The organism is Myroides sp. C4067 (genome assembly GCF_038039665.1).
GTDB lineage: Bacteria > Bacteroidota > Bacteroidia > Flavobacteriales > Flavobacteriaceae > Flavobacterium > Flavobacterium odoratimimum.
Genome location: NZ_JBBPHJ010000026.1, coordinates 1 through 25,483, shown reverse-complemented (window position 1 = coordinate 25,483; position 25,483 = coordinate 1). Strand labels below are relative to the sequence as shown.

Below are 25,483 nucleotides of genomic sequence, written 5' to 3'. Positions count from 1 at the left end.
ATTCTTACTTCTTTATAATCTCTTGATATGAATAGAGCTGTATCCAAATTTTAGAGATACAGCTCTATCTTTTATATGTACTATAGGGGCTATGTCTAATTTCTATAAATAAGCTAATAGAAGAACCTTTGACTTAAATTTATCAGAAGAAAAACATATAAATAGAAACTTATTCTTTATGAATTTCCCAACCAAAAACACTTTCTATTTAACTCATAATATAACCCCTATCGGGTATAATAACTAATATTTAGAATATATTTATACCCGATAAGGTATTATTTAGGTTATTTGTGTATATTTATACCTGAAAAGGTATAGATATGGATTCAATACAATTATTTGTAAAGCAAAAACGAAAAGAATTAAAGCTAACACAAGAAGATTTAGCTTTAAATGCTGGTGTAGGCTTACGTTTTGTACGTGATTTAGAACAAGGCAAAAAAACACTCCGTTTAGACAAAGTAAACGATGTACTAGCTCTATTTGGTAAAGAAGTAGGTGTAATTGATAAAACTAGATAATAATGGCACGACAAGCGAAAATATATTTTCAAGATCAATTAGCTGGTTATCTTTTTGAAGGAGATAATGGTTACTCGTTTTACTATGACAAGGATTATCTTGAAACACCTAATCCTAAACCAATTAGTTTAATTACCCCTATCTGAAGAAACTTATCATAGTAATGTACTCTTCCCTTTTTTCGATGGGTTAATTCCTGAAGGATGGTTATTAGATATCGGAGAAAAACATTGGAAGCTTAATCCACGTGACCGATTTGAATTATTAATCAACTTATGTAGAGACACTATTGGAGCTGTCTCAGTTTATCCGATGGAGGCGGAAAATCATGAATAATTGTTTATTTTGTTATAAGCCTGTTGAAACTGGTGAATATCATACTGCTTGTTCAAAGAAATTCTTTAATACTACCCAAGTTCCTATATTAGAATTAGATAAAGAAAAACTAGATAAATTAGCACAAATAACTGTAAACGAAAGATTAGCATTAACAGGGGTACAGCCTAAAATATCCTTAAGTTTAAACAGTGAAAACGGTAGTAAGAGACTAACTTTAGTTGGTTTATGGGGAGATTATATCTTAAAACCACAATCTCCTAATTTTGCTTTTATACCACAAATAGAAGATTTAACCATGCACTTGGCCAAGTTATTTAAAATTGAAACAGCACAGCATGCTTTGATTAAAACATCCAAAGGAGACCTCGCTTATATCACTAAACGTTTTGATCGTGAAAAAGGAAAAAAGATCCACATAGAGGATCTATGCCAGCTATCAGAATTACTAACTGAACAAAAATACAAAAGCTCTTATGAGCGTGTAGGAAAGATTATTAAACAATATACTACCAATTCAGGATTAGATGTAATTAAATACTTTAGACTTGTCTTGTTTAGCTTTATAACAGGTAATAACGACATGCACTTAAAGAACTTTTCTTTAATGCACACAGATAATGGTATCTTATTCTCACCAGCGTATGATCTTTTAAATGTGAATTTAGTCTTTCCTGATGATAAAGAAGATTTAGCACTAACCATAAGTGGTCGTAAGAAAAAGATTAAACAAGTAAACTTTGATGAACTTGCACTAAATTTGGGTATTACAGAAGTTGTAAGAAATAATATCTATAAAGATTTCTCTAAACAAACTAATAAGGTACATGGCTTAATAGATCGAAGCTTTTTAACTAATCAATACAAAGAAGAGTATAAAAGAATCTTTACTGATAAATTGAAACAGATTGGATTGTAGAAAATTAAAATTTAATCAAAAACATAGATACTAAAAAAAGACTTAGTCCATCGTTATTATAGTTATCTTCTTAAGAATCTTAAGTCATAACATATAAAATCATCAGCAAAGATTTAGTATCCAAAAGTAAAATAAACTTGGTTTATCTAATAAAAATCTTTTAGAAACTCCAAATGATTTATCGTCCAATATTGAAGAATTAGACTGGTCTCATAATTATATATCTTTTATTAATGCAAAGAAGGATATGATGTACACATTTTTACCAAAACGAATTAATTTCAGACGTTCTAAAACACGATGACCGATTTATCGAAATAATATCTGAAGATAAAAACGAAATGTTTATTAGTAGTAATTCTAATCACAAACTAAGATAAATAACAAGGAGACTTTTTTTAAAGTCCCCTTGCTTTTTCTATCTGTGTTCTAAGATAAAACATTGTCTATACAGCAACCCTATTTAACTACCTCTTTTTCTTTTTCGATTGCAATTCCATCTGCTAAGAAGCTGTAGATTACTTTAGGTTCTGTAATCTCGGCAATCTCTTGCTCAGATTTTCCCGCGTCTTTTGCATAGTGTTTTAACTCATCTACTTCGATAATAGAAACGAATGCTTTTCCACTAACAATAGCTCTGTGTCCTGAGGCATTCATCGGAGCAAAGAAGCCATAGTCTTTAAACTTAACAAAGCTATTTTTATCCTGCGAAAGACCAAGACTCATCCAACATCCCTTCTTCTGGCAAACCTCCTTAATATCAGATAAGAAAGCAACCTGTAGAGTATCTCCTTTTTTTAACTCTTGATACTGTTTTGAGATATATTCTTTATCCTTTATCTGATCTAATAATTCGAATTTCTCTCCAAAGAATTCATAATCATTCTCGTTATAAACTACCTTATCCGTAATCGTGTCATTCCCTTGTTTACAACCTGTGAAGACGATAGCACTGGTCATTAATAAAAAAATAATTCTTTTCATGTTTACTCTATTTTTTAAATTATATTCTAAATACATTATTTGACTTTATGTTTTATAGGCTATATCCTATATCTAACATATATACATTCTCTAGATCTGCTCTCATCCCTATTTTAGAAGCCAGGTTAAACCTAAATGATTGATATCTCATCCCCAATCCAGCAGTTAAATAATCGTTCTTTTCTCCTAGATGCCCTCCTGTAGAGATACTATATTTATCTAAGAAAGTATAATTAACTCCCATATTAAAATGAGATTTAGCCGTATAATCATCTATGGGTAGATACAAACCATAATTAGAAGCAATCTCTAGTTTTTGGTGCTCGTAAGTAGGAAATAATACTGATCCTCCTAACTTTAACAAACTTTGTAAAGATTTGGTTTTATCTTTATACTTATAACTTCCTAAATTAGAAACCTCTACCCCTAGAGAATAGACAGTCTCTTGTATATTACCAGTATAGAACATTCCCACTGTCGCGTGATACGCTTTAATATCTGAAATGACTTTCTCATCAGCAAAGCCTAACTTGGTATAAGCTGTAAATGAATTACTTATTCTATAAGCATACCCTAAGTCTAGAGTATAGGAATAGAAATCTAACTTTCTACCATCACTTATGGGGTTCATCTGACCATCCCATTGCTCAGTAATACTTCCCATAGAGAAGTACCTTGCTCCTAAAAAAAAGGCACTTCTATCTCGCTGATAGGCAGTAGAGATTGAATGCAAACTCATATTCTTATCATCTGTCGGTAATAGCCCTACTGAGTAGCTAGCATTAAACTTAGTCTCTGTACTAAATATAGATGTAGGATTGCTATAGATAAAAGCCTGAGAAGCACCTGCCATTGTAGTGGCTCCTTTTCCTAGAGATTCTGCAGAAGCAGGTGTCTCTAAGATAGGTAGCCCGCGCTGTTGTCCTAAAGCTGATAAGGTCAGTGAACATAAGGCGGCTGTTGATATATATTGAAGTGTTTTAATAAACATGACTCTCTATTTTATTCTTTTACAAAATATTCTTTATGTGTATTTCCGTTGTGTATAATACTTAGCTCATACTTTCCAGGACTCAGTGAATTAACATCGACAAAGTAAGTACGCTTAACAGGATCTAGTGTACCAGTATTAAAGCTGTCCTTTTTTACCTGTCTTCCCATTACATCTCTAATGCGCAAGCTAACATCTCCTTGTACTACATCCCCTACTTTTACATATACTTTCGAAGTTGCTACTGTAGGATATAAGCTATAGATTCCTTCATTTTTATAAACAAATATTGGTAATGTAAATTCAACCTCTTGAGCATGATTGTCTACTGCGATAATAGTTACAGCACTGTTTCCTAGCTTTGTTCCTGTGACAACTAATTCTGTTTGATTTAAAGAAGTTGTGATATAATCATTTGCCACTGATTTTATTCTAAATGTTAGCCTCTCTATCTGCTCATCAACCATCATTTGTTTTAGATCAAATCGCTCTATCTGATTATAAGACACATTAAATGACTTATTCTGATCTTTTAGTCTAGGCGGGTTCTTTACTTTTATTGTAAAGGGAATTATCATATTACTCTGCGCACCATACTGATCTTTCACTGTTAAGGTCACGGTATGATCTCCTTTATAATACTTCTGAGCAAAAATCCTGACGTGTATCTGGTCGCCTCTGCGCTCTTGATAATTCTGAGCACTATTACTCAATAAGTATTCCCAACTGTGATTCTCAGGATCTCTTACTGTAAATATGACTTCTAGTACGTCATTACCAGCTAACTCTATGGGTTTGTTCACATCTATATTAGCAGAGATTATAGGAGCTCTATTGGTCAGAGTTGAAATACCACCTGGATAAATAATTAAGTCTGATGACTTTCCATTTCGGGCAAATGACTTAATTGCAAAATAATAGGTCGTTCCACTTTTTAAATCTGTAATGGTTCTCTCTAACACATCTTCAGGATTACTATAACTAGCAGGTATCTCTAACTTTTCTACTTGATTACTATCGCAATTAGAACTTGTTATTTCCCCTTGAGACTTATAAATAATATAACTCTCTATATTAGTCTTTTTTTCTTCTTTAGCTAGAGTAGACCTCCACGCTAATGTAACTGAAGAATACCCTTGCTGTATCGCCTGTTCTACAAAAACGGGTTTTGCTGGTCTTACACTATTATCAAACTCAGACAGTGCTATACTTGCATCTATAAAACCTTTTCCCATCTTATCATAATAGGTAGCGTTATTATAGTTATTAGCATTAATCGTTTTTACACTTGTTAATAATCTTTGTTTTAAATCTTCTCTAGTATAACCTTCATTTCCATATTTAGATATAATTAAACTAGCAATACCACTTACATGAGGAGCAGCCATTGAAGTCCCTTGCATATATCCATATCTACTTTGTCCCTTACTAGAAGTAATGGTACTTAAAATAGCAGAAGTCATTTCTCCTCCTAAATGAGGATACTTTTTCCCCACTCTACTAGATCCTCCAGGAGCTGCTATATCTACCCAACTACCATAATTAGTGTACCAAGTAGCAGAAAAGTCTGGAGCATATGCCGCAACTGCGATCACATCAGGCTCAGCTGCAGGATACGTTTTAAATTCTGTATTGTCATTAGAGGCCGCAAAAATCACAATTCCCCCCTTGATCATCTTCTTACCTTTATCTGTATGTCCTGCATACTTATTAAAGTACTCTATCGCTTCTTTAACCACTCTAGGTGTTTTTACCCCTACATCATATCCCCAAGAGTTTTGGCTGATAACTGCCCCATTATTCGCTCCATATACAATAGCAGCAGCCGTGTGATTTGAAGTCTTCACTGATAAGTTAGGTCTTGAATCTGGATCATTGGCATTATAATTAGGATTGTGCTTAAATATCTGAGAACTCATGATTCTCACCCCACTTTTTGCTTTGCCATTACCCCCAGCAATACTACTAATTCCTTTACCATTGTTATTACTTGCAGCTATAACTCCAGCCACATGCGTCCCATGGTCATGAGGCTCTATAATTCCGACTTCATCCACGAAGTTAAAACCGTAGATATCATCTACATATCCATTATTATCATCATCAATTCCATTTCCAGCTATTTCTGCTTCGTTAATCCATAGATTATCAATCAAATCCTCGTGATAAATGTCTACTCCTCCATCCACTACCGAGACAATAACATCAGAGCTCCCTGTCTCCTGCTGCCAAGCTGACATCATATTAATATCTGCTCCTGCTATCGAACTGATAACATACTCGTCTCCATTTTGATAGTTTCCTATTGTTCCTGTGTTTAGAAAATTCCACTGCTTAGAAAACAAAGGGTCATTAAAAAAAGAATTAGACGAACTAAGTCCATTTAATGAATTAATAGGCTCTATAGTATGTGATTCTAATCTTGGCTCATAAACTGGCTCTGTATAAGCAACAATATCACTGTTTCTCTTTGTATCATTAGATCGAATACTTGGAGTTATCTTTTTATCGTCTAACCAAATCGTAAACCAAGCATGAAGGTTTTCATTTACCTGCATTTGCTCATGCTTACCCGCAAAAGGGAAAACCCTCTTTAGCTTGTAGGCTCCTACAGATTCTAGATAATCATCTAATGCTTTAACTCCTGTGGGTAGTTCTATTTCATTTTTTTTATTATCAAGAGCCTGTAAGATTTCGGGTTGTAGCTTAATGGTCATCATTCCCTCTATCCCTTTGGGCTGATACTCTTGACCTGTATCAGTATCTATGTTTTTTGCTTGATCATCATAACTACAGCTACCAAGTAGTAATATTGAGGCAAGCACAGATAAGAATTGTATTTTCATATTTATTAATTAGTGTGTTTTATTTTTAGAACATATAGAATAATTTAAAGTCAAATAATGTGTCACTTCGAGGAGCCATTACTGTGTAGTTTCCTAGTACATCATCATATTTATTTCGATGCAGATAAGCTATACTCGCTGATACCCCGATACTCTGTCCTGATGCGACACTATAGGTATAAAGCACCTCTGACTCCAGCTGGTATCCAGACTCAGATCGGATTAAGTAAGGAATATAAGACTGATCTAAACTGATCTTATTTAGTGTATTAGCAGTCGCGTATACGTTGTTCAAAGCTTTATTATGCCTGTATAGCAAATTAATTTCTACTGTGTTTTTTTGGTATACTCCATTATATCCCAATGCTATAAATGGGCTGAAGGTCTCATTTTTTATTTCCTTACTAGGATAGACATACTCTTGCTTATAAAGACAATGAGTAGCCCCAGTGAGCAAATAATAGGTCTGGGTAACGCTAAAGGGCATACTCAACTTTAAAGAAGTTGTGTTCTCAAAGTTATACTGGGTATAAAAATCATTAGCCGCGACTTTTATATAATTATAAAGATTCTGCGCACTTGATACTTTTTCACTTTTATAGATGTACTCTTTTCCCTTTCTAACTTGGTTTATACCTGAGAATAAAAAAGTCAGTCCAAAACGAGAGAAGTTTTTCTCTACAGAAATTAAAGGATTAAAACTATGGCTGTTTAGGGCAAATAAATTCAGTTTTGAGTTACTCTCAAATCCCAATTGACTATTGTCCTCAGTATTCATTTCTCTTGTCTGATAAGCTAGCCCGAAAGTAAAACCTAAATCTGTACTTTGTTTTCTTAGTTTCTTATAAGCTAGTTCAAAACCATATCCCTTAATTTCCAACATTCTCTCGTAGCCTTGGGTAGCTTTTACCTCTGTATTTCTCCACGTACCTAGTCCATTAAACTGTAAAACAGAAGGCGCTTTAAACAGTGTACTACTGGCTGATATATCCTGCTTATTCACCTCGTAATTTGCCTTAAAACTAATTAAGTGATTCTGAAAAGGTCTAGCTACTCCTACATCCACTTTAAACCATGAATCATAGACAGATAATCGAGGATCTGTAAGTTTAGACATTGCTACTCCCTGATAACTCAGACCAACGCCATAATACATATTTCTATGTGCAAAACTATATCCCCCTTGTACATTGTAAACCTCGTACTGCTGGTCTCCTTTCCCCAAAGTATCTGACACTAAATAAGGATAATAATGCTCAGGGTTGACAACATAGTTAAGCAAGGTATTTTTCTTCTTCTCTCTGCTATACTGAGCAGATCCATATAACGTCCCCTGTTTCTCAAAGTCCATCCTACCACTAGCAAATACAGCATTGTTCTCTACCTTATCTCCTTGGTAAAAGAGGTAATCTCCCTTAGTCTTCGTATTAAAGGACTTCACAGCAACTATGTTTTTATCCTCTATTTCTTTAAAGTCATACGTATTGTTTCTCTCCTTTGTAAAATACTGATGAAACGCTGGATTATTTCTCAAGAAATACCAATCCGCATAAGATGTCTGTAAAGCAGAATTCTCTACATGCCTAGACTCAAAAGCGTTATTATACTTTCCTAATTGAACAGCACTACTATTTTGAGCTATTGCAGAATATGGCAATATTGCTGATAAGATTATCAAATACTTTCTTATTATTGTCATATCCATATATTAAAAAAGATTAATAGTTAGTTCTGTACCAAAAAAAGCAGATAAGCTTTGTCTTTGTGTTCTCATAAATCTAGTCTTATAAGAAGGGGTTATTTGCAGTAAGTTATTGGCAAAGAAAGACAGCTTAATACGTTTATTAAATTCTTTGGTTACCTTTAAATTCCACAGCATAGATACAGGTCTACTTTCTTTGTTATAAACAGCTGACGAAAAATCTCTTATCAAAGGACTATAAGCAGTTTCTTCTAGTATCTGCTGAGGTGTTATAGGTATTATATTTCCATCTAGATCCAGGATCTCAGAAGGATATACTTGTGTATTATTTCCAAGTTTAAAACTCTCTATCCAAGTAAACTGAACAAAATTAGAGATTATCAACTTCCAGAAAGGAAGATGAGTATTAATCCAAATATTTGTATTAAAGCTCTCAAAGTATTGATCATCTATCCCCTTATAGTATCCTACGTAAGAATAAGGCTTATTATTATGGGTAATAGAAGGTCTATACATCACAGGAATACCACTGCTGTATAAGGTGTGATAATATGCACCGTTAAGCTCTATCTCTGAATAGATCTCTTCTATCTTAGCCAACGCGATACGGTATTCTATCCCCTTTTTAACAACCTTCGCACTATTTCTAGGGGTGTTATTGATGATAAAATCTTGTTTTAAATAAGGATCTAAGTCGTCCTTTGTTGGCTTAGTACTAATATTGGTATCCTTTAAATTATAAGCAGTATAAGACTGTGGTAAAAACTCGTTATAATACTCTATTCCCCCTTGCATAGTTTCTCTAAAAGCAGTAAGAGAAACAGAAAGTTTATTATACTTTAGATCCCAACCTAATTCTATCTTTTTATTTTTATTTTCTCTAATCTGGGTATTTAGCGGATCTAAAATTTTAGTATTAACTAAAACAAAGCGCTTGTTTGGATCTGTAAAGTATCCATTAAAAGCGACAAAATCCTTATAAATCTTATCTGGATACAAATAGTCTATAGAAGGTAACTTATTCTCTACTCCATATCCTATACGCAAACTATTGCTTAACACTCCTGCATTATTAGTCTCTCTAGAATGAGTATACCCTAGTTGTAAACGAGGCTCAAAAAGTAATCTATTATTTAAATGATACGCTTTAGGCAAGTTTAACATTGTCGTTCCCCTTACTCCTACTGAAGCATTGAGTTCATGAACCTTATCTTTATATTTTAACTTTGTTTCTAGGTAAGAAGCATTATTTACTAAAGCAGGTATATCAGCATTAGCACGTGGTCTAATAAAACTATTAGATGCAAAAGGAGGTTTATCTGGATCTACCATTACGCCCTGTCCCTTATTCTTTGTATAGCTTATACTACTGCCTATTAGCCCTGTTAGTTGTACTTTATCTGTTAGTTGCGTTCTTTTTGTCGCGCTTAGATTACTATAAAAATTCAGAGGCTTATTCTCTATCTCATAGTAAGTGTGATATTGTTGAGGCAAGTAAATTCCTTCACTCTCTCCTTCTACAGTAGAAGACTGACTAATCTGAACAGAGACATTCTCTACTTTCTTATTGTGTTGTAATAAATCATGAGTATAATCTAGCGAAGTAGTTAATTCTACTTGATCGATAAACCTGCCATTGATATGCGACAAGAATTTAGAAGACAATGTATAACGTGAATAAGTCGTCTTATACATCTCCTGTTTTAACCGAATAACCTCGTCATTTTTTCTATCGTTTAGTGAAGTAACGTAGCTCCCTCTTACATTAAGGTCTAGTTGTCTTGCTAAAAAAGTAAATTGATTATCATAGTTTAATTGAGAAGTGATTCTCTTATAGGCAGACTTCACATTTCTAAGATCATTACTAGATTCTATATAGTCAATCCCTGCGTGTAGAGTTCCTAGTTTTTCTGACAGTAAGAATCCCTTACCGACATAAGCTAGTTTATTTAAAGGATCAAACTTAATACGAGAGCGAAGAGGTGTTTTTCCCTTTTTAGATACTATTTTAATAGCACCACTACTCAGGTTTCCCTCTTTTACAGAACTAATTCCTTTGGTAACAGTGACACTCTCTATATGATCGGTAGAGATTGTCCTTAGATCTACTCCTGAGTTCACCTGTAGGTTGCTCTGTGAACCAGTATAGCCTTCCATCTGTAAGCGATAACCATCGTTATTGATAGGAATTCCATCTACCATCACTCCCATTCCAAAAGAAGTACTCTGATCACTTCCCGCTTGTCTAGAAGAGATTAGAGTTCTAGAATGTATATTATTAGTTCCTACTTTTCCTCCTGGTAATAACACAAAAATATCCTGAATAGAAATAGGATTGATGTGTTCTAAAGCCTCCTGATCTATCTTAGCATCACTTCCTAGCTTATCTATAAACTTAGCTGAAATAACGAATTCAGGTAAACCAATACTCTGTAAGTCTAAAGCAACCACAGCATTGGATTCCTCCTTTTTTAGAAAGAGTTTTTTACTAGCATATCCAAGGCTACTAAATTCAAGCTCTATACGCTCTTTACAATTTACCCTAAAGGCAAACCTTCCCTCTACATCTGTTAAATAGGCCTTGTCAAAATCTACTTGGAAAACTGTCGCAAAGGGAATCGGATTTCCTGTCTGGGTATCTATGACGCTCCCCTGTATTGTTTTATAACAACTCTGCTCTACACGCTCTTGTCCATAGGATTGAATGCTACTACCTACTATTAAAGTAGGAATAATCATATATTTTAAAAATAATATTGTTCTCATAAAACACACTAAACAATATAGAGATGCGCTAAGGCATCTCTATATCAACTATTGTTTATACTTTTTCTTTTGGAATTCTATTATTTTTTCTTAGGATAACTCTTTTGTCCCCCTACGTTTAGTACAAAGTCTTCTGTACTATTATTGGTATCTTGAATAGTCTGTTTTCCATCTTTATCAATCACTGTTTTTCTTTGAACAAATTGCTCTAAGAATCCTTCATAGGTAGACCCTGCAATAAGAATAGAACCACGATCAATAGCGTTAGGCAATACTTTGTGATAAAACTCTTCTTTTAACCCTGTCTCTACAGCATCAATTACATAATCACTAGATAGTTTTACATAGTCCTGAATCATACTTCCCATAGATAAAGGATTGGCTAACTTCACTTTATTCTTAGCTAAGAATGTATCAGCATCTTCTGGCAAGCGGAATAAGATCATCGGAGTAGCTCCTGAATACTGCCAGTGGAATGCTTCAAAGATAGAATGATTGACAATCACGTTAGGAACTTCTGGATTATCTACTGTCATTCCACCTTGTACATAAATCTCAAGATCAGCCCCTGAAAGATCTAAGCTCTTTGGTTGATTTCCAGACTCATTGTGATTAATGGCTGAAAACGCAATTACTAAACTAGCATTAGGCTCAACTCTATAAGTTTTTCCATTTCCAGGAATAGTATAGAATTGACTAATGATAATGTCATTTGGCAAGAACTTAGACATTCCATCACCTACATCTAAACTATTAAAATCTCCTGCCACCCCAAAAGAAAGTCCATCTGCATATATCGCTTTATTGGTAATATTTCTAATTGTGAAATACTGCTCATAGTATGTGTAAGCATATCCATTTTTAGCACCATTAAAATACAGTTCATCTATTACAAAACTTGTGTTGTTAGGACTAACTACTAATTCTACAGGTAACTCTATGATTGTCTTGTGCTCACTCACGATGAAGTTTAACACCTCACCACTCATTGTTACAGCATCATCTACTAAATCCTCAGTCACTACCTTAAAGGTTCCATTAGGTACTTTAAAAACAACTACCCCTTCACTATTGGCTTTACTTGTTGAGGTTTGTCCAGACTGTAATTCTGTAAGTGTTACTTGAAAGTTACTATAGTCTTTTACTTCTTGTTTACTTGTAATCTGAATTGTAAGCTCGCTTAAGCTGTTTGAACTACTATCATCTGAGCTGCACGAAGCAAAAAAGACCATAGACAACATTAAAAAGCTGATAAATTTTTTCATTTTAACCGTGTTTTTAATAATTAATTGTTTTACTAAGTTTGTTTTTCACCTATCTAAAGTGATTCAAAAGTAAACTCATCTAAATTCTAAGATTACTCTACTCTCTAAGAGTTTTATACATGATAGTCATCACACTATTTAGATAGGCTTTAAATTAGTCGCAAATATAACAAGCTTATCTATACAAAAACACGCTATTTATAATTAGTTCAAATAAAATTAATTCGATTTACAAAAATAAGACAAGAATAATACTACCTATTTTATAGATAATAGTATTTAAATAGAAACAGTTTTATAGAAAACATAGCATTTAAAAGAATAAAGCATAAAATAACACGCAAAACATTAATTCTAAAAACAGGTCATAAATTGACATTTCACCTTGCTTAAAACTATAAAAAACACAGAGTTCCCTTTATTTTCAAGGGGGTTTAACCAACTAATAGTTACGCTAAAGTCATCTTAAAAGAAGAAAAAGACCATATAACAGTCTTATAACATCCCTCTCTAAGGACAAAAAAACAGGAGTAATTGTACATTATAAATCTCTATCTATTTCAACTTGTTTTCTATAAATAACACTTCAAAAGACAAAGAAAAATCTCCTATAAAAAAAGAGCTACCTTCTTTTAAAAAGAAGGTAGCTCTACTACATATTATTTTATAATGACTACATATTACAACTCCATGATAATAAACTCGCTACGTCTGTTTTGTTGATGTTCTTTTTCTAAACAAGGAACATTATTCTGACAATGATTAATAATATTAGTCTCACCATAGCCTTTAGCGCTTAACCTAGAAGGATTAATACCTTGATAGATTAACCAATCAACTGTTGTTTGAGCTCGGCGTTCTGATAATTCCATATTATAAGCATCCGACCCTTTGCTATCTGTATGTGAACGAACCTGTATTTTCATAGTTGGATTATTTTTCATCATCATAACTACTTTTGCAAGCTCAAACTGAGCATCTATTTTAATTACAGCGCTATCATGATCAAAATAAATTGGTGCAAGTGCTAAACGTTTACCTAGATCCTCTCCTTTTTGTATCTCTTTATAGGATTGTGCTTCACCAGAATTGTTATGGTGATCAATATCCAGAGTTGTATCTTTTAAAAGCTGAAAATTCACAACCTTAACATCTGTTAATGTAACATCTTCTACTGATTTTTCTTCTGATACATAACCAGTTGCTTTTACCGACACATAGTAATCTCTATTTATTTTTACGTCTTTAAAAACATATTCACCACGCTTGTCAACCTCTATTTGCTCTATCATTCTATGTTTACTGTCATATAAAAACACAAAAGCATCTAGAATTGGTTGCTTAGTTTTTTGGTCAATAATCTTTCCTGTGATATCTTGAGAGATATTAAGCTCAGTTCCTAATTTCATTCTCACATAATACAAGTCATCTTTACCACTTCCATTGGGTCTGTTAGAGGTAATAAACCCAAACTTAGCCTCAGGATCTAAATACATAGCAAAATCATCATAAGGGCTATTAATTGAGTTACCTAAATTAACTACCTCTCCAAAGCTTCCATCCTGATAAATCTGTACTCCATAAAGATCAAGCCCTCCTAATCCAGGATGACCATCCGAGGCGAAGTATAATACATTATCAGAACTCACAAAAGGAAAACTCTCTCTAGCTTCTGTATTTATTTTATCTCCTAAATTCTCGGGAGTTCCAATAGATCCATCTCTAAATACTTTAGCTCTATATAAATCTGACTGACCGTATCCTCCGGGTCTATCTGATGAGAAATAAATCCAATCTTGATCAGGTGATAAAGCAGGAGAAGCTGTATTGGCATGTTCTACATTAATACTTAATTTCTCTACATCTCCCCATTTCCCTGGTCCAAAGCTATAGGCTCTATATAGATTAACTAGTAAAGCTTTATCTGAGTATCTCACGTTTTTATCTGCTCGATTATTACTAGAAAAATACATGGTTCTACTATCGGCTGAGAAAATAGCATTTGCCTCATTATAATTCCCTTCTAGTTTTCTCGCAAAAGGTTTCGCCTTGCCAATATACCCATCAATTCTTACCGAAGCAGAATAAAGCTTAGTATAAGGATCATTGGTCCAAGAGTGAATACCTTTTTGTTTACCTTTTTTAGCCGATGATGCATAAACAATTTCTCCTTTATATAATGCAGAGCCATACTCAGATCCTGGGGTGTTTACGCTATTTAGTTGCTTTACCCTATACCCATCTCTATTGGTATTAACCTGTTCTAAGTAGTTAGGATTACTCAAATACTTTTTTACTCTAGAATCTCCAGGGGCCTTCTCGGCAAATAGCTCCATCTTTGAGTTTGCTAAAAAATAATCACCTGTTGTTCTAATTGTTTGAATGTATCTATAGTAAGCCTCTATATCTTTTATATCACTAGCCTGACTTACGTTTTCAAACAATTTTTTATACCAGTGATTTGCCTGCAAGTACATACCATTCTCATAATAAGCCTTGGCTAAATTAAAAAGTATATCATCTGCTTGTTTTCCTTTTGCTATTGCTTTTTCATAAGTAGTAATTGCCTCGGCATAAGCCATTTTCTGTATTTGCTTATTTGCCTTTTTAACATAACTGTTTTGGGCAAAATTGGTCAAAGAAAACAAGCTTAAACACATTATAAACCCTGTTTTGTAAATCTTTTTCATTCTTTTTCTTATATTATATTTATAGCTTTTTTAGAAGAAACGAGCTGTGGTTACTCTATTGTATTTATTGAAAATATCAAATCTTAGAAACACCTCATGTGATCCAGAATTGTATCTAGCTAATTTAGTGGTATCAGCATCATAAGAATATCCTATAAACAATCCTTCATTTATTTGGAATCCAGCCAGAGCGCTTACAGAAGCATCCCAACGGTAAGATGCCCCTAGTGTGAATTTATCAATAATCAAGAAATTTGCTGTTAAATCAACCTGCATAGGAGCGCCAGAAACAGACTTAGCCAAAAAAGCAGGTTTGAATTTTAAACTTGGATTAAGTTCAAAAACATATCCTCCCATAAGATAAAAGTTCATTTTTTGACGCATTAATTTTTGCCCCTCACTCTCTGTTCTATCTGTAGTCATAAAATTAGGCACAGACACCCCCAGATAAGACTTCTCTGAATATAGGTACAATCCTGCTCCTATGTTTGGACTAAATTTATTATTAACATCAACAAAAGAAACATCACTTGGATCATATATATCAAGCTTGTCTTTATCAAAATTTAAAAGATTTGCTGTTGCTTTTAAACCAAATGATAATTTGTACTGGTCATTTAAATCTACCGCATAGGCTAGGTTTACAGAAAAGTTATTCTCTGACATAGCTCCAATTCTATCATTGGTATAGTTAATACCTCCTGAGAGTCCATTTTTCCCAAGTGGAGTATCTATGGATATATTTGCTGTTTGAGGAGATCCATCAAGCCCTATCCATTGTGCTCTATACATACCAAAAACATTAAGCACTCCACGAGTACCTGAGTACCCAGGGTTGATGTTTGAGGTATTATACATATATTGTGTAAATTGAGGGTCTTGTTGAGCTTGCATAGTTGTAAAACATCCTAAAGTCAGTAAACTCACTCCTATCTTTTTAATATCTACCTTTATTTTCATAACCTTTTTTGTTATTTATTACTAGTAAATAGGCTTTAACAAAGAACATACCCAATCCATATTTTTAAATGTTAAAAATATGGATTGGATTACTATTATTCTCATTAATTACCAATACTATTTCTTAAAACAAAATAACAAAAAGCCTGTAAAACAAACAATTAACTAATCATTATTGAATAAAACCCTATTAAATACCGAAAAAAAAGAAAAACTAAAAAAAAATTACAACAATCTTAAAACAATCCCTAGTTGCAGGTTTTTTCAATTAATCACCAAAAATCACCTATACAAAAACACTTAATCACACAAGACAATATCCATATAAAAATCACCTGCTTAAAAAAAACGAATATCACAATTTGCATAAATTCACCTTATGTACAACTTTTTAAAGTATTCTTATCCAGTTTTTAATAAATATTCTAAGCTTCTTGTCAATACAAGAGGTTTTTCGTCGTATTACAACTTTTCACATAAGATTTTATAGGTAAAAAAAAGCCGTAAACTTGGAATCTTTTAACAAAAAAAGATCACCTCTAATCTAGGTAATCCTACACTATGGCCTTATTTAGCCAAAATAATCCTGATTGTATTTGTGATACTTCTTATGGTACTTTCCTTTGTGTTTATTTTACTTTCTCTGGTGATAATTAGCTTTATACTTAAAATAATTACCCTTAGAATCAAAGGGAGAATTATTTGATTTCTTAGCTTAAAACATAGTAGATATATCACAAGTATATACACGATTTTTCTTCATTTAATTTATTAAATACTATCCCCCCCTAATTAGTCTATAAAAATAAAGTTTTAACTAACCTAAGACTCATTAATTTTGCTTTACTGATTCTTATTTAAATTTTATAAACCAAAAAAAAGAGGTAAACTAAGAACACATTTATTCCTATTTTACCTCTTCTATCTAAAAAGCGCTATTTTCAGCTCTCTTTTATTTTTTTACTCATTTGGTCTATCTCTTTGAATTTGATCAATTGCATAGGCCAAGAAGTTCATTGTAAAGTGACTATTATAAGTTGGAAGACTACCATTTCCTGCAGATCCTCTACCTGTTGTTACAGTTGCTTTAGTAGAATTACCACTAACTCCATAAACATTACCTGGTTGCATAAACCCACTATCTCCTGTATAAACAAAATTATACTTATTGTGTCTTATAACCCAACGTTTGTTTGGATCTGCATCGTAGGCAATATAAGAAGACGGTAAATTATTAACTGTTCTACCTGCTACATCCTCCCCAAGGGTTAAACCTCTTAAGTCTCCAAATGGCCCCACAAGAAGCGGATCATTAATACTTACTAAAGTATGGAATGTACTTTGTCCTGAAATAGTTGCACTTCCTCCACCTGCTAATAAATTTATAAATGCTGCTGCAGATGACTCATTTACTTCATTATTAATCATTGCTGCTCCTTTTTGATTAACTAAGAAATCATAAAGAACATCATTTTTAGTATTATCAAACCCAAAGTTTAGCGTTCCTATAACTATATCTACTTTATTATTTGTTAAAGCAGTTGAGAACGTTGAAGCTGATGTATGACTTCCTGAAACAACAATTAAGCTTTCTATTTTAACAAGTCCATTAGGGCCAAAATAATCCTTATTGTTTAACAATCCACCTTTTATTCCTGCATCTACACGATATCCTGAACTATTTCCAGAGGATAATAAAACCATTGGTCTATACAAAATAGGTACCGTAACAGGTCCTACTTGAGGATTATTTCCAATACTGTTTCCTTTTAAAGTAAATACAGATTGATCGGCCTTCTCTGGTCTACCAGTGGCTTGTAATCGAATAGTTGTTACTCCTCCATTTGTATTAATATCATTATCTGTTAATACTTTTGTTCCTTTATAACTTACTCCATTTACCTGAACATCAGATTCTATAACAGCTTCACCTGGGAAGATAACCTTCACTGGTACATCTATATAATTAGCATTAGTTGCGGCCGAGTAAGGTCTGAGTTTACCTCCTATTTGAATAGTATTCCATAGTATTTCATACTGCACTGGAGCCCCTGTTACAGGCACATTATACTCACATCCCACAATATCTCTATCATTATTCTCTATTGGGTAAGTGTTATCATACTCATGAGCTCCTTTTGATAGCATCTTAAATTTAAAGGTTATATCTTTATTAGATACAGTTGGCTTACCAGTTCCATTAACAGGAGTTAGCACTACATTTTGTACATCATCCCTTAGAGAATTAAACTCAAAATCAACCACCTCTGAACTAAACTCAATCTTTTGGGTTTGTTGTCCAAAACCGCCACCTGTAACATCTACTGTAGCTACAAGTTTACCTCTTCCAGGGGCTAATACCTTAACTGGTACATTCAATTTATGATCATTTGTCAAAGGCTCATTATACTCAAACTCTCCCTGATGACTAATTTTGTATTGACCTGTATTATCACAAAGCACATCAAAGTTTAATCTTTCTATATCTACATTTGCCACTTTTACCTTAGGTGACTCCCCTAGTTCTAACCTAACATAAGAATTACTAATAAAGTCCATAGGTGTTGTACGAGGCAATAAAGGGATTCCTTCACCATAGAGCCTAATTATAGCCTGTTTAGAAGCTACCTCCGCGCTGGTTAAAGCGCGTTTTCCTATAAAGCGAATACCATTAATCTCAGGAGTATGAATCTCTACGATTCCTCCCATTGTGATTTGATTAATATGTACATCTAAAAAACCACTACGCTTGTCTTTTAAACTCACACCTGTGTAAAACTCCCCAGATGGTACAACTCTATCTATCTGATATTGTAAAGATTCTTTCTCTACAAAAATATTTGTTTGACAATCTATATCTTTACCGTTGAATTTAAACTTAATTATATCTCCTACACTTGTAGGCTTACCTGTATTATCTCTTGGATAACCTTTTTTAGGAGTTCCTGTTGCTCTTAAAAAAACATTGTATGTTCCTGGTGAAGGAAAAATACCGCTTGAGGAAAAAGCATAGCCATTTTTTTCTGTTCCATTATATGCCTCTGCCTCTATTTGATAAGTTCCAGGGGTAGAAACATTTACTTCCATAGCAATCAAGTTAGCACGTGATTGTAAAAACACTCCTTCGTTATAGTTTCCTTCAATTCGAATCTTACCACAACTTGCATCTGTAATTACAAACTCGGCTGGTTCTCCATCTCCACAAAGTCCTAGCCATTGCTTTCTTGTTGCGCTAAAAAACTCCATACAATCTCTTGTTGTATTATAAATCATCAGCCCTGGTTGTACATTCTTCACAGGTATTGCCTGACGCTGTTCCATTGTCATACGAGGCAGAAGAAAACCACGTTCTACAGAACTTAAATCCAGTATACTAAATGATAATGGATCTAGAGTATTCTGTAAAACAGAACTATCTGAAATCTGAGCTCCTTTTCTTTGTCCTTGTACATTTATAGATGTAAATACACTTAAAATAACTAAACAAAAAAACAGGATTATATCTTTAAATTTTCTATTTTTTCTCATAAGCATTTTTTTAAAAATAAGCTAGAGCACAAATGCTCTAGCCTAATTCTTAATTACTTCACTGATTTATTTTCTTTTACATATTCTATCGCCCATGCCATTAGATTTGCATAAAGAACACTGTTATACACTGTTGACCCTTTATCGTAAGGCTTACCAATAGGTGTTCCATCTGCTGTGTATCTAGATGGCCAAACATTTGTACTTGTGTTTGTCATAGTACCAACTACCCATCCTCCATCTCCGAAGAAAGCAAAACCTAAAGTTTTATGTTTTAATCCCCATGTATCACCTGATCCATCATTTCTAACAATAAGTGGGGTAAGCTCAGTATTTGATCTAACTCCATCAAAATACCATCCATTAGACGCGTCATTACCAATGTACTTGTCTTTTAAACTACCAAAAGGTCCTTTTACAATAGCTTCATCTTGAGCTGAGTCTAAAACAGGATTAATCATTGTAAATTTACCACTTGCATTACCAATGCTCTGTCCTGTTAGAGATTCCATAAACTGTTTACTAGAGGTATGAGCAGTGTTTTCATCACTGATAATCAGTACTCCTTTTTCAGTTTTCACAAACCAATCAAAAACATTTAAAGTAGCTTGATTAGCATTATACCCAATCACATTATGGATAATATCTACTTTATTATTGATAATATAACTACGTAGAGATTCTCCTTGAAGACCTGTGGTTAACACTCTTATATTATTTACCTTAACAATCCCGTTTGGTCCGAAGTTTTTAATACTCTTTAAAATAGCACTTCCCGCATAAGTGTTTCCTGATGGACTAGCTCCATAGTTTACGTTTCCTAAGGTTAATATAACTATATCTCTATCTATTACATTAACAGTTGTTGAACATACTGTGCTTCCAGATTGACTATCTGTTGTAATCATATAGGTTAAACGTCCTGATTGTTTATAATTACCGGAAGGTTTTAACTCCACCACATACTGTCCTGGTTTATCAAAAGTTCCACTTGCCGAGAAACTCACATCATTTAATTGATTTGTTACAATGGAATAATCCCCTGGATAATCAACACTTATTTTTACTGAAATACTATTTTTGCTAATATCTGTATCTACTAAATAATTTCCATTAACAACAATACTACTACACTCCACACTATAGCGAACCACTTGTTCTTCTACCTTTATCTCAGGGAAAGTAGTACAAATATTACTATTTAAGGCTGAATCAAAAGTTATTGCACTAACACCTCTAGGTACTAATACTTCTTCTGGGTATAAAGTTACGTATTGAATATCGTTGCGAGATTTATTAAAACTAAGATATACATCTTTAGCCGTGTATTTAACCTGTGTATTTCCACTACTTGCTTGCATTGTTCCAATAAGCTCAATAGTGGTAGTTCCTGGAGCTAAAACTTTAACGGGCAATAAAATAGCATTATTTCTTCCAAGCTTAACATCTTGTTTGTACTCTCCTCTAAACTCTACTTTATTATTAGGGTCATCACATAGATAATTATAAGATACTGGTTTTACATTAACTCTAGCCTTAACATTTGTAGGTGTGTTATTAGCACTTGAATTTGTAGTAAAATTAAATATACTTGGATTACCTATTGGTGTTGATTTAACCGGAATTCCTTGTCCTACAACAGAGATTGTTTGATGTCCTGTGCTGGTAAACTCTCCTGTTCCGTTAAAGGACATACCATTTTCACTATTACTTGTAATTCTCCAAAAACCTAAAGCAGTTACATTAACTGTAAGATCTATTCTGTTATCATTTGCATTTAACGGCACACCTATATAAGCATCCCAACTAGCTTGTACATCTTGAGGCTCTAGTGTAAAACTAAGGGCTGAAGACTTCACTTTAATACTAAACATACAATCTGTTGGAGCTGGTTTTCCATTAAAACTAAATGATATTAAATCTCCACTTTGTTCATTAGCCTGTAAAGGAGTTCCTAGACCATCTAAAGCAATAGTATACACACCTGTTGTATCAAAGGTTCCTGATTTAGAAAAAGAATAACCATTGTTACTTACCGCGCTGATATTAAAAGATCCAGGCTCTTCTACCTTAACAGTTATATATAATACATCTGTTTCTCTTAAGTATTTTCCTTGAGTTAACATATCACTTCCAGAAGCGCTTAATTTTATAGCATTACAATTAGATATATCCATAATTGCAGGAGGTAATGATCCACATAGACTCAACCATCTATTTCCTGTTTTACTCCAATAGTTAACACAATCTGTATCAATATTATAGATTGTAAGTCCGTTTCCTCTTTCTTTATCTGCAATTGAAATTGCATTACGCTGCGAGGTGGTTAAACGTGGTAATAAAAAACCTTTACTAACACTCTCAAGTTCTAGCACCGTATTCTCACTAGCGGCAGCACTGCTATTGGCTACACTACCATCTTTTATCTTTGTCGTATATGAATCATTTTGAGCAAATGATGTAGCTATGCTAAAAAACATAGCTACAATCAATAAGATAAATGAATTAATAGATACTTTATTTATTTTTATACTATTCATCAATATAATATTTGATTAATATTCAATTATTTAAGTAATGCCTCTAAAGCCTCTAAACGCTTAGTTAGATCATTAACATCCTTTTTAAGGTCCTTAATCTCACTATCTTTTGCATTTAGTTCTTTTTGTTGATCAATTACGTGTAGGAATAACTCCTCTGTTTTTTCCAGCAGTTGAATTGATAACTCAGAAACATTAAATGAGTATCCTGTCTCAGTTTTTTCTAAATCACTAATTGGTGTAATACCAGGTAAGTGTCTATTAGATTTAATATAACTATCAACCGTGTTTAGGTCATTAAACTTATAATCATATTTTAAACTAGAATATCCGTCAAAGTAGCTTTCAAATACATAATCCGCATAATAACTATTAGTAGCAGTAATACTACCATTAACACGTAGTTTCTCATTTGGAGCACCTGATTTTTCCTTATAACCTATTCCTACCCATCCCATAGTATAGATATCTTGATCATTTTTAGTTGCTTGTTGATCCTGACCTGTATACCAAGGCTCTTGAACTAAAACATCATATGATATAAAGTGTTTGTTTTTCTGCTCATCAATATAAATCAATTCTCTTGTATCGGCTTTAGCCTCTAAAGAAGTTAATGTTTCTGATGATTGGAACATTTGATCTATGAAAATTGGAGAAATATTCTTTTCTTCATCTTTATAAATAAGAGCTGGTCGTCCGGCTTGCCCTGCATTTAAATCTTCTCCATACTTTGGATCAAAAGACAAAGATGTAAGAGTCTCTAGACTACCTGATCCGCTTCCTGTTGCACCAAAAAGTTCGCTACCTTTTATCTCTTTTTCTATTCCTAACTCATTTGTATAAACATATTTAGTGGCTTGGTATTCTCTTAAGGCTGTTTCTCCTTCTCGTTTAACATCAGTATGCTCCTCTAGATACTCTCCATTAACCTCTACCATGTAAACATACATATCATACTTAACAGCCTCTAGGGTAGTTTTAGTCTCCTTGTCTTTAATCTGGTTAGTTAAGTTTACCTCTACTTTAGATTTATTATCCTTAATAACAATATCATCTCCAACCTTAACCACTGAGACATCACCTGAGACATTAGAAATGAACTCATTTAAAGTATTTTTCACCTTATCAAACTTAACAAGCTTATCAAACTCATCTATGATTGTTTCAGAGACTTTAATAATAACATCATCTCTATTTCTAGTCTCATCGATAAAGTAATACTCTTTTAGATCAATATCTTCTCCATTTACATTATGTGTTCTATAACCTTTTTCTAATTCAGTTAAAGTTTCTGCAAAAACAACATCCGCTGTATTATTAGCTCCACTATTAAAAACAAACCCAGCTTTAACTTTATTGGTATTTCCAGTATCTTTTAACACTAAACTAGCCACTGTAGAGTTTTCTTTAATAAGCTCAACAAGGCCTTTTTTATGCTCTACACCAGAGGTATCTTTCCAAGTAAAGATAAAATCACCATCTTTTTCAACAACTGTTACCGTACCTGGAGCTGCCTCCTTCTCGATTTGGTTGATGATCTCTTTTATAACCGAGTTATCCTCAAAGATAGTTTTGCTATTATCAATAACTGATTGTACTACATCTATCTGAGTAACTACTTTTTTCTCGTTAGTATAGGTATACTTTCCTGTTAACTTATCACTAGCGTCTTTCTCTGCTATAAGAGTTGTTTCTGTTTCTGATAACTTAACAATTTCTTCAATGTTGATTTGTTCTGTTTTGTAAGTATCTCCATCTTTTACAGTCACATAGAATTTACCTCCTTCATAAGTCACATTTCCTTCTACATTATCTGTGATATATTTGTTTAAGATCTCTTGAACATTTTTATTGTTGATGATCTCTTGGAAATTATTCTCAACATCGCTAACAACAGAAATACGAAGTGGTTTATAACCTGCTAGTGCACGCTCCTCGTTATAGTAATCATAGTTACCTGTGTTTTTTCCATCTTTTTGCTCTGCTACAATTGCTGTGATTGTCTCATCTACACTAACCGAGTTTACAAAGTTTTTCAAAAACTCATTAAACACACTACTGTTTTGAAGTAGAACTGTTAAATCTAACTCATGAGTTTTTTTATCTTCATCTGTGTAAACAAGTAAAGCTTTATCATCTGTATTTGCCCCTGTTAATAAAGTTAGAGTCTCAAACTTAGATACAATCTCTTTAATTGTTGTTGTATGCTCTGCGCCAGAGGTGTCTTTCCAAGTAAAAATAAAATCACCATCTTTTTCAACAACTGTTACCGTACCTGGAGCTGCCTCTTTCTCGATTTGGTTAATGATCTCTTTTATAACCGAGTTATCCTCAAAGATAGTTTTGCTATTATCAATAACTGATTGTACTACATCTATCTGAGTAACTACGTTTTTCTCGTTAGTATAAGTATACTTCCCTGTTAACTTATCACTAGCGTCTTTCTCTGCTATAAGAGTTGTTTCTGTTTCTGATAACCTAACAATATCTTCAATATTGATCTGTTCTGTTTTGTAAGTATCTCCTTCTTTTACAGTTACATAGAACTTACCTCCTTCATAGGTCACGTTTCCTTCTACGTTATCTGTGATATACTTGTTTAAGATCTCTTGAACGTTTTTATTGTTGATGATCTCTTGGAAATTGTTCTCAACATCGCTAACAACAGAAATGCGAAGTGGTTTATAACCTGCTAGTGCACGCTCCTCGTTATAATAATCATAGTTACCTGTGTTTTTTCCATCTTTTTGCTCTGCTACAATTGCCGTGATTGTCTCATCTACACTAACCGAGTTTACAAAGTTTTTCAAAAACTCATTAAACACACTACTGTTTTGAAGTAGAACTGTTAAATCTAACTCATGAGTTTTTTTATCTTCATCTGTGTAAACAAGTAAAGCTTTATCATCTGTATTTGCCCCTGTTAATAAAGTTAGAGTCTCAAACTTAGATACAATCTCTTTAATTGTTGTTGTATGCTCTACACCAGAGGTGTCTTTCCAAGTAAAGATAAAATCACCATCTTTTTCAACAACTGTTACCGTACCTGGAGCTGCCTCTTTCTTGATTTGGTTGATGATCTCTTTTATAACCGAGTTATCCTCAAAGATAGTTTTGCTATTATCAATAACTGATTGTACTACATCTATCTGAGTAACTACGTTTTTCTCGTTAGTATAAGTATACTTCCCTGTTAACTTATCACTAGCGTCTTTCTCTGCTATAAGAGTTGTTTCTGTTTCTACAGATTTAACCGCTACTGACCAGTCAATAACCCCAGCACTACCATCTTGTTTTATATAAGTAAACTCTTTAGTAGTTTCATCATAAACTACGTTTCCGTATTCACCTTCTAATTTATTGATGATATTTTCTATAAACTCCTGGTTGTTTGTGATGTTTTCTACAAACTCAATGTTATCTCCAAGTTTT

General features: G+C 33.3%; 12 protein-coding genes and 3 pseudogenes. 3 read left to right on the top strand and 12 right to left on the bottom strand.

Going from position 1 to position 25,483, the window contains the following annotated elements; all coding sequences use genetic code 11:
• Positions 1 to 323 precede the first annotated feature (323 nt).
• From AABL87_RS14940 to AABL87_RS14930, 3 genes and pseudogenes are all read left to right on the top strand, one after another.
• Positions 324 to 524, top strand: a complete 201-nt coding sequence (locus AABL87_RS14940; RefSeq protein WP_006259945.1) for a helix-turn-helix transcriptional regulator — start codon at positions 324 to 326, stop codon at positions 522 to 524.
• Between the two features lie 2 nt (positions 525 to 526).
• A pseudogene (locus tag AABL87_RS14935) lies at positions 527 to 860 on the top strand (HipA N-terminal domain-containing protein).
• Positions 853 to 1,779, top strand: a complete 927-nt coding sequence (locus tag AABL87_RS14930; protein ID WP_006265521.1) for a HipA domain-containing protein — start codon at positions 853 to 855, stop codon at positions 1,777 to 1,779. The pseudogene AABL87_RS14935 and the gene AABL87_RS14930 overlap by 8 nt, the downstream one beginning before the upstream one ends.
• Positions 1,780 to 2,238: 459 nt before the next feature.
• Here AABL87_RS14930 and AABL87_RS14925 read toward each other — a convergent pair whose 3' ends face one another.
• From AABL87_RS14925 to AABL87_RS14875, 12 genes and pseudogenes are all read right to left on the bottom strand, one after another.
• On the bottom strand, positions 2,239 to 2,763 hold the full coding sequence (locus AABL87_RS14925) for a DUF4920 domain-containing protein (protein WP_036497103.1): 525 nt from the start codon (positions 2,761 to 2,763) through the stop codon (positions 2,239 to 2,241).
• A gap of 52 nt (positions 2,764 to 2,815) precedes the next feature.
• Entirely contained in the window at positions 2,816 to 3,754 is a 939-nt protein-coding gene (locus AABL87_RS14920) for a PorV/PorQ family protein (protein ID WP_006265523.1), read from the bottom strand.
• An 11-nt stretch (positions 3,755 to 3,765) separates the two neighbouring features.
• Positions 3,766 to 5,958 (bottom strand): annotated as a pseudogene (locus AABL87_RS14915) (S8 family serine peptidase); the annotation flags it as partial.
• Positions 5,959 to 6,075: 117 nt separating this feature from the next.
• Positions 6,076 to 6,471 (bottom strand): annotated as a pseudogene (locus tag AABL87_RS17745) (subtilase family N-terminal domain-containing protein); the annotation flags it as partial.
• Positions 6,472 to 6,625: 154 nt separating this feature from the next.
• Positions 6,626 to 8,299 (bottom strand): DUF6850 family outer membrane beta-barrel protein, encoded by a 1,674-nt coding sequence (locus tag AABL87_RS14910; protein ID WP_157159098.1) that lies wholly within the window; start codon positions 8,297 to 8,299, stop codon positions 6,626 to 6,628.
• 9 nt (positions 8,300 to 8,308) lie between these two features.
• Complete coding sequence (locus AABL87_RS14905; protein WP_080592082.1) at positions 8,309 to 11,068, bottom strand: carboxypeptidase-like regulatory domain-containing protein; 2,760 nt, start codon at positions 11,066 to 11,068, stop codon at positions 8,309 to 8,311.
• An 80-nt stretch (positions 11,069 to 11,148) separates the two neighbouring features.
• Positions 11,149 to 12,333 (bottom strand): DUF4876 domain-containing protein, encoded by a 1,185-nt coding sequence (locus AABL87_RS14900; protein WP_006265527.1) that lies wholly within the window; start codon positions 12,331 to 12,333, stop codon positions 11,149 to 11,151.
• 680 nt (positions 12,334 to 13,013) lie between these two features.
• Positions 13,014 to 15,023, bottom strand: coding sequence for an OmpA family protein (locus tag AABL87_RS14895; RefSeq protein WP_006265528.1), 2,010 nt, complete (start codon positions 15,021 to 15,023; stop codon positions 13,014 to 13,016).
• 30 nt (positions 15,024 to 15,053) lie between these two features.
• Positions 15,054 to 15,983 carry a PorP/SprF family type IX secretion system membrane protein gene (locus AABL87_RS14890; protein ID WP_006259943.1) on the bottom strand — a complete coding sequence of 310 codons (930 nt, stop codon included), beginning with the start codon at positions 15,981 to 15,983 and terminating at the stop codon, positions 15,054 to 15,056.
• A gap of 960 nt (positions 15,984 to 16,943) precedes the next feature.
• Positions 16,944 to 19,511: a hypothetical protein gene (locus AABL87_RS14885; RefSeq protein WP_006263814.1), complete on the bottom strand. Its 2,568-nt coding sequence runs from the start codon at positions 19,509 to 19,511 to the stop codon at positions 16,944 to 16,946.
• Between the two features lie 53 nt (positions 19,512 to 19,564).
• The gene (locus AABL87_RS14880; protein ID WP_006263815.1) at positions 19,565 to 22,051 is read right to left on the bottom strand and encodes a hypothetical protein; all 2,487 of its coding nucleotides are present in this window, start codon (positions 22,049 to 22,051) and stop codon (positions 19,565 to 19,567) included.
• 26 nt (positions 22,052 to 22,077) lie between these two features.
• On the bottom strand, positions 22,078 to 25,483 hold a 3,406-nt coding region (locus AABL87_RS14875), incomplete at its 5' end, for a hypothetical protein (protein ID WP_341277552.1).

Excerpts from the sequence above, each read along its gene's own strand:
- AABL87_RS14900 (WP_006265527.1), bottom strand. The coding sequence starts at position 12,333 with ATGAAAAAATTTATCAGCTTTTTAATGTTGTCTATGGTCTTTTTTGCT.
- AABL87_RS14925 (WP_036497103.1), bottom strand. The coding sequence starts at position 2,763 with ATGAAAAGAATTATTTTTTTATTAATGACCAGTGCTATCGTCTTCACA.
- AABL87_RS14880 (WP_006263815.1), bottom strand. The coding sequence starts at position 22,051 with ATGAATAGTATAAAAATAAATAAAGTATCTATTAATTCATTTATCTTA.
- AABL87_RS14930 (WP_006265521.1), top strand. The coding sequence starts at position 853 with ATGAATAATTGTTTATTTTGTTATAAGCCTGTTGAAACTGGTGAATAT.
- AABL87_RS14895 (WP_006265528.1), bottom strand. The coding sequence starts at position 15,023 with ATGAAAAAGATTTACAAAACAGGGTTTATAATGTGTTTAAGCTTGTTT.
- AABL87_RS14890 (WP_006259943.1), bottom strand. The coding sequence starts at position 15,983 with ATGAAAATAAAGGTAGATATTAAAAAGATAGGAGTGAGTTTACTGACT.
- AABL87_RS14910 (WP_157159098.1), bottom strand. The coding sequence starts at position 8,299 with ATGACAATAATAAGAAAGTATTTGATAATCTTATCAGCAATATTGCCA.
- AABL87_RS14905 (WP_080592082.1), bottom strand. The coding sequence starts at position 11,068 with ATGAGAACAATATTATTTTTAAAATATATGATTATTCCTACTTTAATA.
- AABL87_RS14920 (WP_006265523.1), bottom strand. The coding sequence starts at position 3,754 with ATGTTTATTAAAACACTTCAATATATATCAACAGCCGCCTTATGTTCA.
- AABL87_RS14885 (WP_006263814.1), bottom strand. The coding sequence starts at position 19,511 with ATGAGAAAAAATAGAAAATTTAAAGATATAATCCTGTTTTTTTGTTTA.
- AABL87_RS14940 (WP_006259945.1), top strand. The coding sequence starts at position 324 with ATGGATTCAATACAATTATTTGTAAAGCAAAAACGAAAAGAATTAAAG.